The organism is Hyphomicrobium sp. MC1 (assembly GCF_000253295.1).
Classification (GTDB): Bacteria; Pseudomonadota; Alphaproteobacteria; order Rhizobiales; family Hyphomicrobiaceae; genus Hyphomicrobium_B.
The window spans coordinates 2,688,334-2,704,662 of record NC_015717.1; the positions used below are offsets into that span (position 1 = coordinate 2,688,334).

Consider the following 16,329-nt stretch of genomic DNA (forward strand, 5'->3'; position numbering starts at 1 on the left):
TTCGGCAATAAATGCTCGATTAACGAGTTGACCGCGGCTATCCAATTCCGGACATTTCTTAAATTCCATCAATACTCCGGCAGTAGGACTAATTTTATTCAGCCGTTCTATGAATGCCCAAATGTCACTGGTCGCACGATCTCATGACGGGAAAAGAGATCGCTTTTGTTTCAACGCCCGATGCCGCCATTTAATTCCGAGGGAAAGTTGATGGGTCAGCCCTTCGACATCGCACAGAAAATCCACTCGCCCGCGCCGGCTGGTGGTTCGCGGACTCTCGCCTTGAAACCGATTTGTCTCTGCTTGGAGGGTGGCCTCGTTCGTGCGAACCTTACGCAAGAACGCTTGCTGGCGATGCTCTTTAAGCCGACCGGACTGCTGGCGCTCCTTGCAAACGCCGGCGGAGGGGCCACCAAACTCCGGGAGTGCGTCTCCCGCTTCGATACGCAGGATGCAGAAACACTTCCCTACAACGAGAAGCTTCTTGAATTTCTGCGAGCAGAAAAATCGAAGGGGCATCCCATCGTGCTTCTGGCCACGGCCGAAGACCCGCTGGCGCGCGCGGTGGTGGAGCATTTATCAATCTTCGACGACGTCATCTTTCTTGAACACGGCCCATCAGATAAAAATCAGATTGCGGACAGTCTCAAAGAGCGGTTCGGTGAAAGCGGTTTCATTTATGTCGGAAATGACCAAGACGCCTTAGCCGTCTGGAAATTTGCGGACGCAGCAATTGTCGTCAATGCCTCTCCGGCGGTCGTTGCCCAAGCGCAGCAATCGGCGACCATTCAAACGATCATCGACGACCGCCCGAATATCCTAATCTCCAGCCTGCGCCTTTTGCGTCCTCATCAGTGGTCGAAGAATCTACTGGTCTTCGTCCCACTCATTGCGGCGCGACTTTGGACCGATCTGGGCGCATGGGGCGACGCCATATATGCGTTTCTGAGTTTTTGCGCGATTGCTTCTTCGATCTATGTCATCAACGATATCATCGACATTTCATCGGACCGCAGACATCCACGCAAACGCAAGCGGGCGGTTGCGAGCGGAGACGTATCGATACCCATCGCGATCGCGATTTCACTGGCTACACTTTCGATTGGCCTCGTGCTGTCCTATGTCGCCGGCGTAACAACGGTCGTCATCATTTATGCGCTGACGTCTTTGTCCTATTCGCTCGGACTTAAGAAGTTGCCGCTCGTCGACATCTTCATTTTGGCCGCGCTTTACACGCTTCGCGTTCTCGCGGGCGGCATCGCGGTTGCACACCCGGTTAGCTTTTGGCTGCTCGGCTTTTCGGGCTTCACGTTCCTGAGCCTCTCGTCGGTCAAGAGAACTGAAGAACTGATGGCCATACAGAGATCGCCCACCAGAAAAACGAACTCGGCGCGCGGTTATCTGCCCGAAGACCTCCCATTTCTTCAAATGCTCGGCTGCTCGTCGACGTTTGCTTCCAGCGTCGTTCTGGCCCTCTTCGTCGGCAGCTCCGCGGCATCTGAACAATATCGTTCGCCAGAGATTCTATGGCTGCTCGTTCCACTAATGCTTTTCTGGCAGTGCCGGCTTTGGCTCGCAACGATGCGGGGTTGGATGCACGATGACCCGATCGTGTATGCGGCGCGCGACTGGGTTACATGGTGCGTGGTCGTTACTGCGGTTCTTATCATGTTCGCATCAGCGACCGGATTTGTATCTTTCTACTGAGGATCTCCATGCCCATTTCTGTGCTGCTTCTGATCATCACGAGCGTGAGTTTATCGGCGCTCGCCCAGATCTGTTTCAAGTTCGGGCTCAACTCGTTGAGTTGGATGGACCAGCGATCCGACATCGGCGCCATCAGCAAACTTGCGCATGCGCTGATCACACCGGGCGTGCTCGCCGGCCTCGGCTGTTATGGCATTGGCACCCTTCTCTGGCTCTCGGCGCTTGGCAAGGTTCAGCTCTCGCAGGCCTATCCGTTCGTCGGCCTTGGTTTTGTTATGACCGCGCTTGCGGGACATCTGATATTTGGCGACACGCTGAGTTCGTCGCGCATTGGCGGTACGATCCTCGTGTTCATCGGCATCTTCCTCATCGCGCAGAGGTAACTTTGGTCTGGCTCGCCACGGTTCTCATTACAACGACGCTCCTATGGAACCACGCCTCAGTAGCAATGGATCGGGCATGACAACGCAAATAGACGTAGGCGTCCCTGTGTTTCATCGTATCCGCGCTTCTGTCACTTCCCGAACGGTTGCGTTTAACTTTGTGCTGATCGTTCTCTATGCCGTAACGGCCGCCGCTACGTTCCAAGGCTATTATTCGAAGTGGACGATGAGCGACGAAACGCCTTCGCAGTCTTTGATCTCAATGCTCGATGGCATCGCGGATCGCCCATACGTCTACAGACAACTGCTACCGGCGACGGCAAACCTTATAGAGAAAGCACTTCCCGAGCGGGTACGCTCCGCAATCAGCACACGCCTGGAAAACGCTAATGGCGCATTGAAAGCACCGACTGGTATCGACGCAAACAAGACCGGCTATGTTTTGCGATATCGCATCGTTTATTACTTGACCTTTCTGTCGCTTTTCGCGGCGTTGTTCGTGCTCAAGTCGATCGGCGAATGCATCGGCGCCGGAAGGCCAGCGGCAATCGTCGCGCCGATCGTGTTTGCCATCATGATCCCTGTAATCCAAACGCGGGGCGGTTACTTCTACGACTATCCGGAATTGCTGGCGTTCGCCCTGGCGGCACGCCTCGCTTTGGCGGGGCAGGTGGGACTTCTTCTGCTCCTTGCCGTGCCTGCGACGCTGAATAAGGAATCGTACGCATTCTTTACTTTGAGCCTATGGCCGCTTCTGCTTTATCGCGTCTCCGGCAGGAAGGCCCTCATTGGCACTGTGGGCAGCTTAGCTATCTCCTTGGCGGCCTATGCGGTGGTCCACCAAATCTATTCTGGAAATCCTGGATCGACAGCGATTTTTCAATTCTTCAGACACTTGTCGTTTTACGCCAATCCGCTCAATCTTTTCGGCTTCGACCAGACTTATGGCATTCCATTATTCAAAGGCTATAGCCTGATCATGTTCGCATGGATCGGCGTCTTCGCTTACTATGGCTGGCCGAATGCGCCACACTACATAAAGGCGCACATCGCCATCGCGGCGATAGTCAACATTCCACTCTTTTTCCTTTTCTGCGCCGAGGGCGAAATGAGGAATCTCAGCATGCTGTATGTTGGCTTTTTTGTCTTGATGGCGACGGCAATGCAGAAATGGCTTCAGGTAAATAACCAAATAAATAGCGAACTATAGAATATCGCCGCAGATTGACCCTAATACCAATCGACATCATCTAGCCCATAGACACAGGTCTCCAGTCATGAGCACGCTCAAAAAGATTTTACGTCTCGGCCAGATGAAGGAGACCGTGAAATCGGCGATTACCAAGAATAGATCGACCTATCCCGTAAGGATGGCGCACAACGTCGCTCGCTTCATCGAGCAGGCATATGAGAATGAAGGCTCTGACTTCACGAGAAATGGTGAGAAAGAGCTGCTCTCCAAGTTAAGCAAAGCGAATTTCGAGATCATTTTCGATGTCGGCGCAAACGTTGGGAAATGGTCCCAAACCGCTCTCGAAAACTGGCCGAATGCTCACGTACACGCGTTCGAGGTCGCTCCCAACACGTTTCGAGATTTACAGAGTGCATTTCCGGCAAACAACAAGCGGATCACCTTAAACAACGTCGGCGTTTCTGACACTGAAGACACGCAGACTATGTACTACTTCGCCGACGCGCCAGAACTCACTTGTGATATGCCGCGGCACGACCTGACCTCAGTCCCGTTCGAGGCTAAGATGGTTCGGCTCGATAACTATTGCGCAAAGAACGGCATCGAAAAAATAGATTTCTTGAAGATCGACGTCGAAGGCGCCGAGTATCGCGTCTTGAACGGTTTTTCGGACTTCCTCGACGCGGGTAAAGTCAATTGTCTGCAGTTCGAATACGGGCCGTTCGCGATCGACACGCGCCATCTGCTTGCGGACTATTTTGCGACGCTTTCCAAATCGTTCTGGATTGGGAAGATCTTTCCAGGCGGCGTGCCGTTCCAGGATTATCACTGGACGATGGAGGACTTTAAGTTCTGTAACTACTTTTGCGTGTCGCGATCGCGCCCGGATCTGAAGGCGCTCGTCGAGAGACCGCAATAGGCGCGCGATCGCTCTCGGCGTTCGTTGGCAAGATCTGCTTCAAGCCCGCTAGAATTGGCCGCTGCCGCGCCGAGGTCCCGACACAAGTCGGAGCGTCTGGCTGATGCGGGCGGGGCTGGCGGCGGCGGGAATGAAGAGGGTTTGGGCGCGGCCGGTGCAGTCGTCGAACTGGATCCGGAATGCATCTTTCAGCAGATTTGAAAGCTCGATCTTGATCGCGTCAATGCCCAGCATGTTGGCGACGTCGCGGATCAAACCGGCACGCTCGGTCAGATTTCTGTTCGGGGCGATTGTCGGGCGCCGGGGTGAGTTGTAGTTGCTCAGTTTCATTGTCGAACACTCGCTGTCATTTCAACGGGTATCGAGCAAGCGCCGGGCCAAGGCCCGGTTCTGAGGCAAGAGCGGCCCTAAAAAGAAAGAGGGGCATCTCTGCCCCCCTCTTGCGATCAGAAGTCGATGCGAAGCATCGAGCCGCCATAGGCGCCCTCGCCGCCGGCTCGGGTTTCGCCACCGTCGCTGCCACCGGTCCACTGCTGTCCCACGTCGAAGGTCAGCTTGGCGGGCGTATTCAGCCACCACATCTGGAACGGGATCGTCGCGAAAGCACCGACGCGCGGGGCGTAATCGCCACCGTCGCCGTAAACGGCGGCTTCGGGGCCGAACGTGATCGTGCGCGGTCCGAAGAACGACATTTCCCTGTTCCAGCCGACACGCGCCTGGCCGTAATAGGAGTCGAATGCCGTCGAGTAGCTGCCTTCGAGGCTGGCGTAATACGGCAGCGAGTCGTCCGTTTCCAACTCGCCGGCAACCTTGAAGCCGCTCTCGCCACCGACGACGTTATTGTTCGGATCAAACGGCGACAGGTGCACGCTGCGCACCTCGTAGCCGACGTAACCGATCGCGCTCCAGGTCGGGAATACCCACTGATAGCCCAGCATCACGTCGAGCGAACGATCATCAGCGTCGACGTTGGTGTGGGGCGCAGCAGACTCATCATAGTTGTAGTCGGCAATGACGCCCTCCGAGCGGAGCAGCAGGCCATTGTGGTAGAGGTCGTTTGTCAGCCCGAAGACCGTACCGCCGTAATAATAGACGGAGTTCGATGCCGCATCGATGCCGTTATAAGTGATGACGCGCGGGCCGTGATTTTCGTCGATCGGCGTCGTGTCGCCGCCGAGAATGCGCGGCCGGTCGAGCTTATAGACGAGCGCCAGCTCACCCGTGATGATGGACGGGACTTCCTTGTCGACGTAGTGCGTGCCTTCGAAGTCGCCGGTGTTCGTGACTTCCGAGCCGAAATCCGAATAGCGGGCTTCGCCGCGGAGATAGAAATTGTCGTTCAGCTTGCGTTCGAAGCCGCCGCCGACGAAATAGCCACTAAACCAATTACCGCCTTTACCGGGGAGCGTCGGACCGACGCCATTGGCGTCGATGTCCCACCAGCCATCGTTCGAGAAGTGCGCCTGGGTATAACCGGCGTTGGCGTAAATCATCGTGCGTTCGTTGATGAGGTAGCCGAGACGGCCGCCGATGGCCCACGAGCGATCGACGACGAGACCGTTGTGAATGTCTTCATTGCCGCGCGTGAATTCCGACGTCGAAAGATCCGCGAAGGCGCCGACAACGAACCGATCGCCGATCTGGCGGTCGTAGCCGAACATCGTCGAGATGAAGCCGCCGTCCGCGGACTCATCCTTCGATGAGGTTGTCGGCCCATCGCCGCCGCCGCCGTTATCGTGATAATTGTTCTTCGAGTGGTTGTGGCCGTATCCGGCGCCGACACCGAAATAGAATCCGGTCCAGCTGGGAACCTCGACCTGAACTGGCGTATCTTTGAGCGAAAACGGCCCGTCCGCAAAAGCAGGTACGCTCAATGCGGGCATTGCCGCTCCACACGCAACCAACACCAGATATTTCTTCATCACCATTCCTCGGCGCGTTTTTTTGCGTCGCGCTGTTTGTCGCCGCCAAACCCTTAACAACGCGTTTGGCAGAGTCCCGATTTGGGATGAGGGAACGTGATTCGCGACGGCCCGTCGAGGATGGTGTCAATAGTCAAGCGTCAATCTGTGGCTCGGATGACCGCCAAGCCACAGAGAGAGGCTGCCGCTATGCAGAGAGCGGCAGTAACTCGATGTGTTGCTTGGCCTGTCGCCGCGAACGAGACTCTTGTGCACGGAAACCTGCGGCTGTGGACAACTTAATGATGGCCGCATCGATGTCGGCGGGTTGCGAGACTAACGGTTCACATGGGGTGCCATGCCAGCGGGTCGCTGCAGGCAGCACCTCGCCTTTCATCAGCACCGATAGCGCGCCGAGGCTCGAACCGTCGTGCATCTGGGTTCCGTAGAGAACGACGCCCATGTTGCCGACGCTGCAGCCGTTGCCGATCTTGACGCGCTCTGCCTTGAAGACGCGATCCTCGAACAGGTGGTTCTGGACGGTTGCGCCGAGGTTCAAGCAGGCCCGGTCGCCGATTTCGACGAGGTCGAACTCGGAGAAGAGCGTCGTTTCGAGATAGCACCACTTACCGACCTTGGCGCCCATGAGCCGCAGACAGGTGGCGACGAACGGCGTCCCGAGCAGCGGCGTCATGGCGGCAGCGGCGTTCATCTCGAACACGCCATTGACGAGTTCGTTGTTCCAGATGAACCGGGACCACAGCGGCTTGACGGTCGGGCGGATGCGACCGACGACCAGCCACTTGACCAGCGCCGTCATCAACACCGAACCGGCCGCAAGCGCGGTCGCGACGAGCGGGATGCCGGCGATCACCATCCACAGCGGCATGCTACGGAACCCGGCCACGAGATAAGCCGCAAGCCCGACGCCCTCGGCCATCATGATGACGCCCGGCAGCAGGATACGCATTGCGTCGGTCAGCGCCCGCGCGACGATCATCTTTTGCGTCGGCGCAAAGATCTCGGCGTTGTTGAAGCAGACGTTGCGTTGCGTATGCGGCAGTTCGAAACCTGGCGATCCCAGCCAACGCGTGTCGTCGGGGACAACGTTCGTATCCGACGGCGGCGTCGAGGCGACGCCGATCAGCGTGTTGTCGCCGATGTTGGTGCCGCCCGGCACGAGCGCGCTGTTGCCGATGAAGCTCTTGGCGCCGATGCGGACAGCGCCGATCTCGACCACGTCGCCAAAGACGCGCTGGCCGCCGACGAGGCAAGCATCGGCGAGGAAGCTGCCCTCGCCCACTTCGAGATGATGCGGCGTGATGTGCGCAACGGTCGAGACTTCCGATCCGGCGCCGATCTTAGCACCAAGGGCGCGCAGGAACGACGGGCAGTAGATAGTCGCATAGAGCGGCGACAGGATCGTCTTGGTGTTTTCGAGCAGATAACCCTCGAACCAGTGGCGCAGATACTTGACGCTATAGAGTGACATGGTGCCGGCCGCGACGGGCCGGATAATACGGACCATATCGATCGCGCCAAACGCGTAGCTCAAGATGCCGACCGGCACCGCGACGAATGCCGCGATAATGCCGCCGACGGGACCGGCATACCAAAGCCCGGCCGCGATCAGCACGATCGACGGGACCATTGTCGCGATGAGAAAATAACCCATCGCATAGATCAACGCGAGATGCATAAAGCCGAAGACGAAGCGCTTCAGCCGCGGAGCGCGCACGCGCTTCGCTTCCGGCACGACGACGGCCGATAGTTGCGCAGGCGAACCACGGCGGCATTCGAAGCTTGCCATCTCGGTGCCGTCGGGCAGCAACGACATGTCATCAAGACGAGCGCCGTCGCCCATTCTGGTGTTTAGCCCAAGCGCGCAGTGCATGCCGACGAAGCAATCATTGCCGATCGAAACGGGCGCGATGATGAGATAGCCGTCTTCGACGCGATAGCCGAGGATTTGGCTTTCGACGCCGACGCTCGTGCTGCTGCCGATCGACACCATATCGAAGGCGCCGCAGAGCGGTGTGCAGATCGTTACGTCGCGGCCGATCTTGGCGCCCATCGCGCGCCAGTACAGGCTCATCAGCGGCGTGCCAGAGAACATCTCGGCCCAGCTCAACGCCTGGAAGCGCGTGACGAGCCACCAGCGGAAATAATAGAAGCTCCATAGCGGATAGCGGCCCGGCTTGTAGCGGCCGATGACGATCCATTTCAGCGCGATACTGCCCAGCAGCATGCACGGCCAGATCGCGAAGCCGACAATGGTCGAAATCTGCGCGGCATCGACCCAGTTGACCTTGCCGTCGATCACGGCGGTCACCATCAGAATGGCGTAGGCGATCGGCGCAACGAGGATGGCGTAATAGATCGAGATACTGACAGCCTGAAGCGCAACCGTCGTCCAGCGCATCAGCGGGTGGACGCTCTTGAAGGCATCCGTACCGGCGTTGTCGTTGGCGGCGGCGTTCTGGCCTCTGGCGTCGATGCGATCCTTGAGGACGGCCGCCAAGCGACGCACCGTGCGATGCTCGTAGAAATCGCGGACCGAAAGCTGCACGCCGTCGATCTTATCCCGCAGGAAGCTGGCGCAGCGCGACGCCATCAGCGAATGGCCACCGAGATCGAGGAAGAAGTCATCGGTTACGGAGACGTTGCTCAAGCGGAACGCTTCGCTCCAGGCGGCTTCGACCTGACGTTCGAGATCGTTCGCGGGCGCGACGATGTCCTTATGGCCTTTCAGCAGCGATTTCGGCGCGGGTAGGCTTTTGCGATCCGCCTTGCCGCTCGGCATCATCGGCATTTCGTCGATGACGTCGAGATACTGCGGCACCATGTAAGCGGGCATGCGGCGACGAAGCAGTTGATCGACCTCGGCGCGATCGAGTTCGTCGGCGGCGCAATTCGCGACGACGTAAGCGGCGAGGTCCTTCGTTTCGCCGCGATCGATGACGGCGACGGTCGCCGCTTTGATCTGCGGATGCTCCATCAGCACAGCTTCGATCTCGGACAACTCGATGCGGAAGCCGCGGATTTTCACCTGATCGTCGAGGCGTCCGAGAAAGAACAATTCTCCGTCCATCCCTAACCGAACGTGGTCGTAGGTGCGATAGAGGCGGTCGTTGTGTTCCGGCTCGATGGTGTTGGCGATGAAGCGCTGCGCGGTCAGGGCTTCGAGGTTCATGTAGCCGCGGCCGACGCCGGCGCCGCCGATGAACAGTTCGCCGCTCTCGCCCGGATGCACCGGCTGGAGGTTTTCATCGAGAACATATGTCGAATACTGCGGAATGGCCTTGCCGATGGCGACAGGCTCACCACTGACGCACTCGTGCCACGTCGCGACGACGGTGGCTTCCGTCGGGCCATAGGTGTTGAGCATACGGCGGCCGGGCTTCGCCCAGCGCGCGACGAGCTCGTTCGAGCAGGCCTCGCCGCCGAGGATCAGCGTCGTGACGGTGGAAAGATCGTGATCGATCATCGCCAGCATCGTCGGCACCGTGGAATAATAGGTGATGCCCATATCGTCGATGAACTGCGCGACATCCACCGGCGAGCGCTCGACGTCTTCGGTCGGAACGATCAGCGTGCCGCCGCGCGAGAACGCAGCCCAGATTTCTTCGACGGACGCATCGAACGCCGTCGAGAAGCCCTGATAGACGCGATCATCCCCAGTGACGCGATAAACGGTCTGCAGCGATTTGACGAAGGCGACGACGTTGCGGTGCTCGATCATGACGCCCTTGGGGCGGCCCGTCGAACCCGACGTGAAGATGACGTAGCTCAGCGCCTTGTTGCTGATCTCGGCGTCGACGCGCAGCACCTGTGCGGACGGCTGCGCTGCGAGTGCGCGCTGCTCGCGGTCAAGACGGAACAACGGCGTTTCAAGCTTGCCTTCGATCTGATCGGCAAGCGCTTCTTCCGTGACGATGGAATGCAGGTTGCCGTCTTCGGCAATGGCTTGAATACGCTCCAGCGGCGCGCGCGGATCAATCGGCACGTAGCCGCCACCCGCCTTCAGGATGCCGAGGATGGTCGCGTAAAGGCGCGGCGACTTCTTCAGGTAGATGCCGACGAGAACGTCAGGCCCGACGCCTTTTTCAATAAGATAGTTGGCGATGCGATTTGCCGACTGATCGAGTTCTTCATAAGTCAGCATCTCGCCCGCGAATTCAACCGCAGGATGGTCAGGTCGCCGCCGAACCTGCGCCTCGAAATAGTGATGCAGCAACCGCGGCTCCCGAGGGCGCGCGGTTGTCATCGGATACAAACTTGGCTCGTGAACGGCCACGGCATTCCCCAATCAACTGACGCCAAAAGGCGCCTTTCTTCTTGGGGTCGCGAATGGCGACGGCCACGGAGAGAAGCTGCCCTTGGCAGTTAACGATCCACGTTTGAAACGATGCCGCCGCCTGGCGGGACATGTGTCCCGGCAAGAGGCAATCGTTGCGGGGATCGAACGCAACTTCCAACAGGTCAGCAATTCCGGTGCCAAGCATCTTCAAATACGACTCTTTCAGCGTCCAAAGCCGTGCGACGGTCCGTTCGCGCTCGTGAGCTGGTAAAGCATTAATGGCGGCGCGTTCCGTCTTGGTGAAGACATCGGCCAGCCAATGCTCGGTCGCGGGAATAGCGGCCGCTTCAATATCTACGCCGACCTCTTTGCTCGCGGAAACCACGATTATTGACGCTACCTCGGTGTGCGAGCAGCTGAAGCTCAGCGTATCGGGGCCATTCGTCAGGACGGGCTTGCCGTTCTCCGTCCGACCGAAGCGCCAGGCGTGCGGAGCGACCGTGCCGCCAACCATTTCGCTCAGCGCGGAGCGCAGCATGGCCCGCGTCGTTAACGAGCGGCGACGCACGGCGGCGTCGCGAATACCGGCAAACTCGGCGGCATCGTCAGCGGTCGTCGTCGCACAATGACCCGCGCCCGTCTCAGAGCGGTGCGGCACGTACCAGATCCGGACACCGGGCGAAATTTCCTGTCCGGAGACAGGGTTGGCACATTCCGAAACAGGGCGTGCCGAAACGCTCCGGCCGCGCTCTCCGCGGTACGCTAAAATTGGAGCAACACTTGCAAGGAATTCGAAACCAAACACTGGGCCGGCCTTTCTGGCGCAAACACAGTGCGGTGTTCTGCAAAGACCAGCCCATTAAGGGACCGATAACGAATGACCGATCAAATTGCTCATATTAACGTAAATGCGGCGCCCCGCCCGGACGCCATCGCGATGCCGTTCATTGCGGCCGATACCGAAGAGACTTGCGGGACCTTGCGCGTCCGCCATCGGATCGCGATCTAGCTCATGCTTTCGCTAACACGACGATTTGTGCCGTTCGCGCTCGGGTGCCTGGCGCTCGCCGTCATCGCGAGGGCAAATGCACCGCAGGACGATCCGGACATGGCGATGAAAAAAGGCTACGGCGTCAAGCCGACCGGGTTGAAGCCGGTCTATCCGGACGACTTCAAATGCTCGCCGATCACGTCACCCTATGCGACGTGGATCGATGTCGACGGCACGCGGCGCGACGAAGTCCACACCGGCATCGACGCCGGGCGGCTCGGCGACTGGATCGTGGCGCCTGCGTCCGGCACGGTTCGCGCCGTCTGGAAGGCCGACTGGAAATGGGGACGCGAGGGCGCATTGCTCATCCGGCACGACCGGCGCGACGTCAACCTGTCCGATGGCCCGAAATATTACTATTCCGAGTTCGATCATCTCGATTTCGACGAGATCAAGCATCTCAAAGAGGGACAACGCGTCGAACGCGGCGAGCGTCTGGCTCGCGTGACACGGCCCGGCGGCAACCCGAATTATCTGCCTGAAGTGCACTGGGAAGTTTGGGAAGTCGATGACGATAAAATCAGCTGGCGTCCCAACCGTTACGGCGCCGAAGACTGGTGGAACGGGACTGCGGCGCTGATCGATCCGCTTTACATGTTGGGTCTCAACGACCCGCCGAAAGACGGCAACGTGAAGATCGTGCCGTTCGTCAAAGGCAGAGATTACGCAAGCTTTCGCGGCTTCACCTATATTCTGCAGTGCGTCCCGAAATAGCACGGTTACGCGACTTGGCACTTCACTTGCTTCTGGCCTGATAGATTTTATCCGATCCAGGAGTGAAGCAATGTCCCGTACTCTTTCGCGTTCCGGCCACGGCGTCGCCGCGGTCTTCTCTGTGGCGCTCGCCGCGTGCGTTGCGATGCCGGCTTTTGCCGAGAGCCCGTCGGCACCGGCGTCGAGCAGCGACAACGGGAGCGTGTGGTGGAGCGAGCTCGTCAGCGCGCATCCCGAAAAGGCCCGCGATTTCTATGCGAGCGTCATCGGCTGGACGCCGAAGATCGTTTCGGCGGACGACAACTCGCGGCCGCCTGCGCCGGGCGAGTCTGAGTACACGCTTTTCAATGCGAACGGCTCCGAGCAGGCCGGGCTTACGAAATATGAAGGCAAGCCGAACGATCCGCGTCCGGGCTGGGTGACGTACATTCAGGTCGGCGATGTCGATGCCGCTGTTTCCGAAGCCATCAAAAAGGGCGGCCGCGTATTGAAAGCACCTTCCGACGTCGATGATGTCGGCCGTCTCGCCATCATCGAAGATCCCGACGGCAATCCGGTCGGGCTTTACGCTCCGGAGCCGAAGCAGGCTGCGGACGCGGACAACACGAACCACTAAGTCGCGTGCGGTGCGGGGCTCGCAGCAGGGTGTGCGGGCCTCGCATTATTTTCTCAAGCGTCCAGCAGTCTCGCAACGTAAGACGCGATGGCGAGCGATGCCGTAAGACCGGGGCTTTCGATTCCATAAAGCCCGACGAAGCTTGGAACGCCGTGCTGACTCGACCCATGAATTTCAAAGTCGGCCGGGCTCGAGCCTTGCGAATAGATTTTCGGGCGGATGCCGGTATATGCGGGCATCAACGCACCGTCAGGCAGCGACGGCCAATAGCGCTTGATCTCCTTTGCGAACGTCTCGCGGCGCGCGTCGGCGGCGACGAACGCATAGTCGAGATCGTTCTGCCAATAGACGTCCGGGCCGAAGCGCGCCGCGCCTGACATATCGAGCGTAACGTGCACGCCCAGCGCGTCGGGCGACGGCATCGGATAGATCAGATGCTTGAACGGCGCCTTTGCAGCTAGCGAGAAGTAATGGCCCTTGGCGGGAAAAAGGCCGGGCACGGTGTAACCGGCGTTGCGATATTCGATCATGCGGCCTATGCGCGAGGCGCCAAGACCTGCGGCGTTGACGAGGCGCATGCATGAAAGCTCAGAGATATCGCCTGCGGAGGAAATCGAGAGGCGAAAGCCATCGCCCGATCCCGCGGATATGCCGACGACTTCGGAATGATACGCGATCTCGCCTCCGGCGTTGAGCAATCGCGCTTCGAGCGCCGCCATGAAGGCGTGACCGTCGATAATACCGGTGGAGGGCGACAGAGTTGCCGCGACGCAGCGCACGTCGGGTTCGAGGCGGCGGACTTCGTCCGGCGTCAAGCGTTTTAGATCAGATACGCCGTTCGCCGCGGCTTTCGCTTCAATGGCTTCGAGCTGCGCAATTTCGCTTTCGGCTGTGGCGACCAGAAGTTTCCCGCAGCGATGGACCGGCACGTTGTATCTGGCAGCAAACGCGTAGAGCCGCTCCTTGCCTTCAACGCACAGCTTGGCGCGCAACGAGCCCGGCGGATAATAAATTCCGGCGTGAATGACCTCGGAATTGCGCGACGAGGTTTCGATGCCGAACGTGCTGTGGCGCTCGACGACGAGCACATTCTGCCCTGCTTCGGCAAGTTCAGCAGCGATGGCCAATCCGACGACACCGGCGCCAATGACAACCGTTTCGAAATCGCTCACCGCACCTGATGCCGCCATGTCCGAAACGTCTCTCGCTGCGCCGCGAATGCTGGATGCGTGGTATGGGATCGCGGCTCGGCACGCAACACCCTCCATCAAGGGTTGATTGGAACTATCAATCGGGGACATGTTCATCTGGTGTTTCCGGAACCTCAAACGAGCTAGCGGCCTGCCGTGCCAGTCATTCACAGCCGACGGTCTCTGCTTCAGCTCTCGGCTGGTGCGGTGGCGATTATCCTGGCCACTCTCGCTTTCGCGCGCTTCGTCCACGAACCCACCGCGCCGCCGCAAAAGATCGCGGCGCAAAGCCCGGCCCCCACGCTCAATTGTGTGTTCTATGATTTGACGCACGCGAACATCGTCGTCAGCTTCGATTTTGCCGTCGCCTTTCCGGATGGTGCGCCGCCCCGTTTCGATCTGCGCAGTCAAGCGATGCGCGACGGTAACCAGGTCTTCGATGCCGGTGAGCGCCCGGTCTGGCCCTATGCGCTCGACGACGACGGGGCGCCAGCGATCACCTCGCCAGACGGCGCCATCCGCATCGTGCTCTTTGCTTTGGAACCTTCCGCGCGCGGCGTCGCGTTTGTCGATGCGGGTCTGAGGAGCAACGAATATCGCAATCTCGACGGCAAATGCCGACAAAGCGATTTCGGCGACAGCGGTCATGCTTCGGCATTTCGTGTGCCGACAGGCGATGCGGCGCAGAAATAGCGATTATCGCCGCTGCAAACAGTTGGCTGGGATGGGAGGGTTCGAACCTCCGAATGGCGGAATCAAAATCACCCGTGACCTCAACAAAATCAACGGCCATTCAGACTTTTCAGAGGTAAACTGGCCCACAGTGTATCAATGGGTTAGCTTGATATGTCTGAATGAAAATCAAATAGCCGTTCCTTCAGCTCGCTACAGATTCCATCCAGCCCTGGGAATAAAGCTCCCGCTGTGACACCCATCAAACTTAGTTCATGCATGACCTCCCCGCGCATTTTTTTGGGAAGATCGATCGCCTGAAGAAATTTTGTCTCGGAGGTTTCTTTGCTGAGGACGTAGGTCTCGATATCGTCAACAGATGTGAAGCTAGTGAGCGATTGCTGGGGCACCAGCCGAGGGTTCTGGATCGCAATCGGGTCTAGAAGGGAGAAATGCGGCCGACGATGTGCTACCGAAGAAATTTGCGTTAGCTGGCGGCACCACATACCTTTGTTGAAAATAAAAATCCTGACGACCTCATCTTCTCGCGCATTATGTGCGTCCTCTTTCGTAATTTTGCTGAAGGCAAAGAAGGCTGCAACGTAAGGTGAATATGTCCAGTCGAGAAGTGGTGTAGGAAATCCGTGGTGCTGGATTAAGTTTAAAAACGCGGCAAACTGATTGCCATTCGCCATATCAAATACGTGCCGACTAGCCGAGCTTACATGACGTGACACAATGGAATTTATCTCCGAAAAGAATCGTATCGTGTCGGCCCGGCCGGTGCGATGAAACGGTGTACGAAGGCGCCAGGGATGAGACTGTCCGCGGTAAATGTAGTCGTACTGACGAAGCCGCGAGACGTGATGCTTGAAATCCATCCATGTTTTGATCGGTAGCGCTTCAACCACCGACTTCTCTCTCAGATCGCGCTTTAGGTCAGCTCTGCCGGGAAAACCCTTGTCCGTCTGCCAACTCAATGAGACGGTAGAATCGGTCCACTCGCAGTGCGCCTGAAACGATCGCGAAAACTCTTCGGCCACTTTGGGATCTATGGCCGACCAATTGGTTGGTTCGCTGGATGAGGGATCAAGCGGAAATATCGGACCGGCGAAGTCGAATTTATTCTCGATGGATTGCACATCGATTTTGGCGACTAATCCTATTGGCGAATTTTCCTCAAAAATATAGGCGTGTCCGTAGAACCCATTTTGCACACGATCAATTTCCAGAGAAATATCGCCGGAGGTATTTCCTGAAAAATGGTCATGCCAATAGCCGCGCATGCGATATCCCGATCTTCGTAGGATCAAAAAATGTTGCTAGATCGTAAGTCGATTCGAGACGTGCACGCAGTATTCGACAGCGACTTGTCGCGAGCGAAACCCGCGTAAGAAGCGCGAACAAAACCGAGGCGAAAGTCTGAACGTGCGCAAAAGCGAGAGTCTGAAGGCCGCGGGTGACAATCTAATTTATTGAAATCAGTGGCTGGGATGGGAGGGTTCGAACCTCCGAATGGCGGAATCAAAATCCGCTGCCTTACCACTTGGCTACATCCCACCAGCGCGTCAGGAAAACCGACGTCCGAAGCGTCGGCGGAGCGCACCATAGTCAGTCGTTTGCGACTGGGCAATGGCGCGCGGCAAAGCGCACCACCGGATTCACAGACTCGATGCGATGGCGC

Annotated in this window: 14 protein-coding genes and 1 tRNA gene; 8 read left to right on the forward strand and 7 right to left on the reverse strand. The window is 58.3% G+C overall.

Annotated features, from left to right (window positions below; translation table 11 throughout):
- Positions 1-210: 210 nt before the first annotated feature.
- From HYPMC_RS13070 to HYPMC_RS13085, 4 genes are all read left to right on the forward strand, one after another.
- Positions 211-1,707: a UbiA family prenyltransferase gene (locus HYPMC_RS13070; RefSeq protein WP_013948445.1), complete on the forward strand. Its 1,497-nt coding sequence runs from the start codon at positions 211-213 to the stop codon at positions 1,705-1,707.
- 8 nt (positions 1,708-1,715) lie between these two features.
- Entirely contained in the window at positions 1,716-2,090 is a 375-nt protein-coding gene (locus HYPMC_RS13075; protein ID WP_013948446.1) for an EamA family transporter, read from the forward strand.
- A gap of 226 nt (positions 2,091-2,316) precedes the next feature.
- Positions 2,317-3,300 (forward strand): hypothetical protein, encoded by a 984-nt coding sequence (locus HYPMC_RS13080; RefSeq protein WP_157135440.1) that lies wholly within the window; start codon positions 2,317-2,319, stop codon positions 3,298-3,300.
- A 67-nt stretch (positions 3,301-3,367) separates the two neighbouring features.
- Positions 3,368-4,201, forward strand: coding sequence for an FkbM family methyltransferase (locus HYPMC_RS13085; RefSeq protein WP_013948448.1), 834 nt, complete (start codon positions 3,368-3,370; stop codon positions 4,199-4,201).
- A gap of 48 nt (positions 4,202-4,249) precedes the next feature.
- On the opposite strand, the gene HYPMC_RS13090 is transcribed toward HYPMC_RS13085, so the two are convergent.
- The 4 genes from HYPMC_RS13090 to HYPMC_RS23275 all read right to left on the reverse strand — a co-directional run bounded on the left by HYPMC_RS13090 (position 4,250) and on the right by HYPMC_RS23275 (position 11,060).
- The gene (locus HYPMC_RS13090) at positions 4,250-4,531 is read right to left on the reverse strand and encodes a hypothetical protein (RefSeq protein ID WP_013948449.1); all 282 of its coding nucleotides are present in this window, start codon (positions 4,529-4,531) and stop codon (positions 4,250-4,252) included.
- 116 nt (positions 4,532-4,647) lie between these two features.
- Positions 4,648-6,123, reverse strand: a complete 1,476-nt coding sequence (bcsS, locus tag HYPMC_RS13095; protein WP_013948450.1) for a cellulose biosynthesis protein BcsS — start codon at positions 6,121-6,123, stop codon at positions 4,648-4,650.
- Between the two features lie 187 nt (positions 6,124-6,310).
- Positions 6,311-10,339, reverse strand: coding sequence for a Pls/PosA family non-ribosomal peptide synthetase (locus HYPMC_RS13100; RefSeq protein ID WP_013948452.1), 4,029 nt, complete (start codon positions 10,337-10,339; stop codon positions 6,311-6,313).
- Positions 10,296-11,060: a 4'-phosphopantetheinyl transferase superfamily protein gene (locus HYPMC_RS23275; RefSeq protein WP_024276146.1), complete on the reverse strand. Its 765-nt coding sequence runs from the start codon at positions 11,058-11,060 to the stop codon at positions 10,296-10,298. Before HYPMC_RS23275 ends, HYPMC_RS13100 begins: the two co-directional genes overlap by 44 nt.
- Before the next feature lie 219 nt (positions 11,061-11,279).
- Between HYPMC_RS23275 and HYPMC_RS24905 the strand changes: the two genes are divergently transcribed.
- The 3 genes from HYPMC_RS24905 (at position 11,280) to HYPMC_RS13115 (ending at position 12,783) form a co-directional block, all read left to right on the forward strand.
- Complete coding sequence (locus tag HYPMC_RS24905) at positions 11,280-11,411, forward strand: hypothetical protein (protein ID WP_256380082.1); 132 nt, start codon at positions 11,280-11,282, stop codon at positions 11,409-11,411.
- Positions 11,412-11,414: 3 nt separating this feature from the next.
- Complete coding sequence (locus HYPMC_RS13110; RefSeq protein ID WP_013948454.1) at positions 11,415-12,167, forward strand: M23 family metallopeptidase; 753 nt, start codon at positions 11,415-11,417, stop codon at positions 12,165-12,167.
- 70 nt (positions 12,168-12,237) lie between these two features.
- Positions 12,238-12,783: a VOC family protein gene (locus tag HYPMC_RS13115; RefSeq protein WP_013948455.1), complete on the forward strand. Its 546-nt coding sequence runs from the start codon at positions 12,238-12,240 to the stop codon at positions 12,781-12,783.
- A gap of 53 nt (positions 12,784-12,836) precedes the next feature.
- On the opposite strand, the gene HYPMC_RS13120 is transcribed toward HYPMC_RS13115, so the two are convergent.
- Positions 12,837-13,973 (reverse strand): NAD(P)/FAD-dependent oxidoreductase, encoded by a 1,137-nt coding sequence (locus HYPMC_RS13120; protein ID WP_029671049.1) that lies wholly within the window; start codon positions 13,971-13,973, stop codon positions 12,837-12,839.
- A 156-nt stretch (positions 13,974-14,129) separates the two neighbouring features.
- On the opposite strand from HYPMC_RS13120, the gene HYPMC_RS23280 reads away from it, so the two are divergent.
- Positions 14,130-14,666 carry a hypothetical protein gene (locus HYPMC_RS23280; RefSeq protein WP_013948457.1) on the forward strand — a complete coding sequence of 179 codons (537 nt, stop codon included), beginning with the start codon at positions 14,130-14,132 and terminating at the stop codon, positions 14,664-14,666.
- A gap of 143 nt (positions 14,667-14,809) precedes the next feature.
- Here the strand turns inward: HYPMC_RS23280 and HYPMC_RS13130 are convergent, their stop codons facing one another.
- Both HYPMC_RS13130 and HYPMC_RS13135 read right to left on the reverse strand, forming a co-directional pair.
- The gene (locus tag HYPMC_RS13130) at positions 14,810-15,931 is read right to left on the reverse strand and encodes an FRG domain-containing protein (RefSeq protein WP_013948458.1); all 1,122 of its coding nucleotides are present in this window, start codon (positions 15,929-15,931) and stop codon (positions 14,810-14,812) included.
- A 199-nt stretch (positions 15,932-16,130) separates the two neighbouring features.
- Positions 16,131-16,205: transfer RNA gene (locus HYPMC_RS13135), tRNA-Gln, on the reverse strand.
- Positions 16,206-16,329: the final 124 nt, after the last annotated feature.

Bases quoted from the DNA above. Each gene is read 5' to 3' on its own strand.
- HYPMC_RS13070 (WP_013948445.1), top strand. From the start codon at position 211: ATGGGTCAGCCCTTCGACATCGCACAGAAAATCCACTCGCCCGCGCCG.
- HYPMC_RS13075 (WP_013948446.1), top strand. From the start codon at position 1,716: ATGCCCATTTCTGTGCTGCTTCTGATCATCACGAGCGTGAGTTTATCG.
- HYPMC_RS13080 (WP_157135440.1), top strand. From the start codon at position 2,317: ATGAGCGACGAAACGCCTTCGCAGTCTTTGATCTCAATGCTCGATGGC.
- HYPMC_RS13085 (WP_013948448.1), top strand. From the start codon at position 3,368: ATGAGCACGCTCAAAAAGATTTTACGTCTCGGCCAGATGAAGGAGACC.
- HYPMC_RS13090 (WP_013948449.1), bottom strand. From the start codon at position 4,531: ATGAAACTGAGCAACTACAACTCACCCCGGCGCCCGACAATCGCCCCG.
- bcsS (WP_013948450.1), bottom strand. From the start codon at position 6,123: ATGAAGAAATATCTGGTGTTGGTTGCGTGTGGAGCGGCAATGCCCGCA.
- HYPMC_RS24905 (WP_256380082.1), top strand. From the start codon at position 11,280: ATGACCGATCAAATTGCTCATATTAACGTAAATGCGGCGCCCCGCCCG.
- HYPMC_RS13110 (WP_013948454.1), top strand. From the start codon at position 11,415: ATGCTTTCGCTAACACGACGATTTGTGCCGTTCGCGCTCGGGTGCCTG.
- HYPMC_RS13115 (WP_013948455.1), top strand. From the start codon at position 12,238: ATGTCCCGTACTCTTTCGCGTTCCGGCCACGGCGTCGCCGCGGTCTTC.
- HYPMC_RS13120 (WP_029671049.1), bottom strand. From the start codon at position 13,973: ATGGCGGCATCAGGTGCGGTGAGCGATTTCGAAACGGTTGTCATTGGC.
- HYPMC_RS13130 (WP_013948458.1), bottom strand. From the start codon at position 15,931: ATGCGCGGCTATTGGCATGACCATTTTTCAGGAAATACCTCCGGCGAT.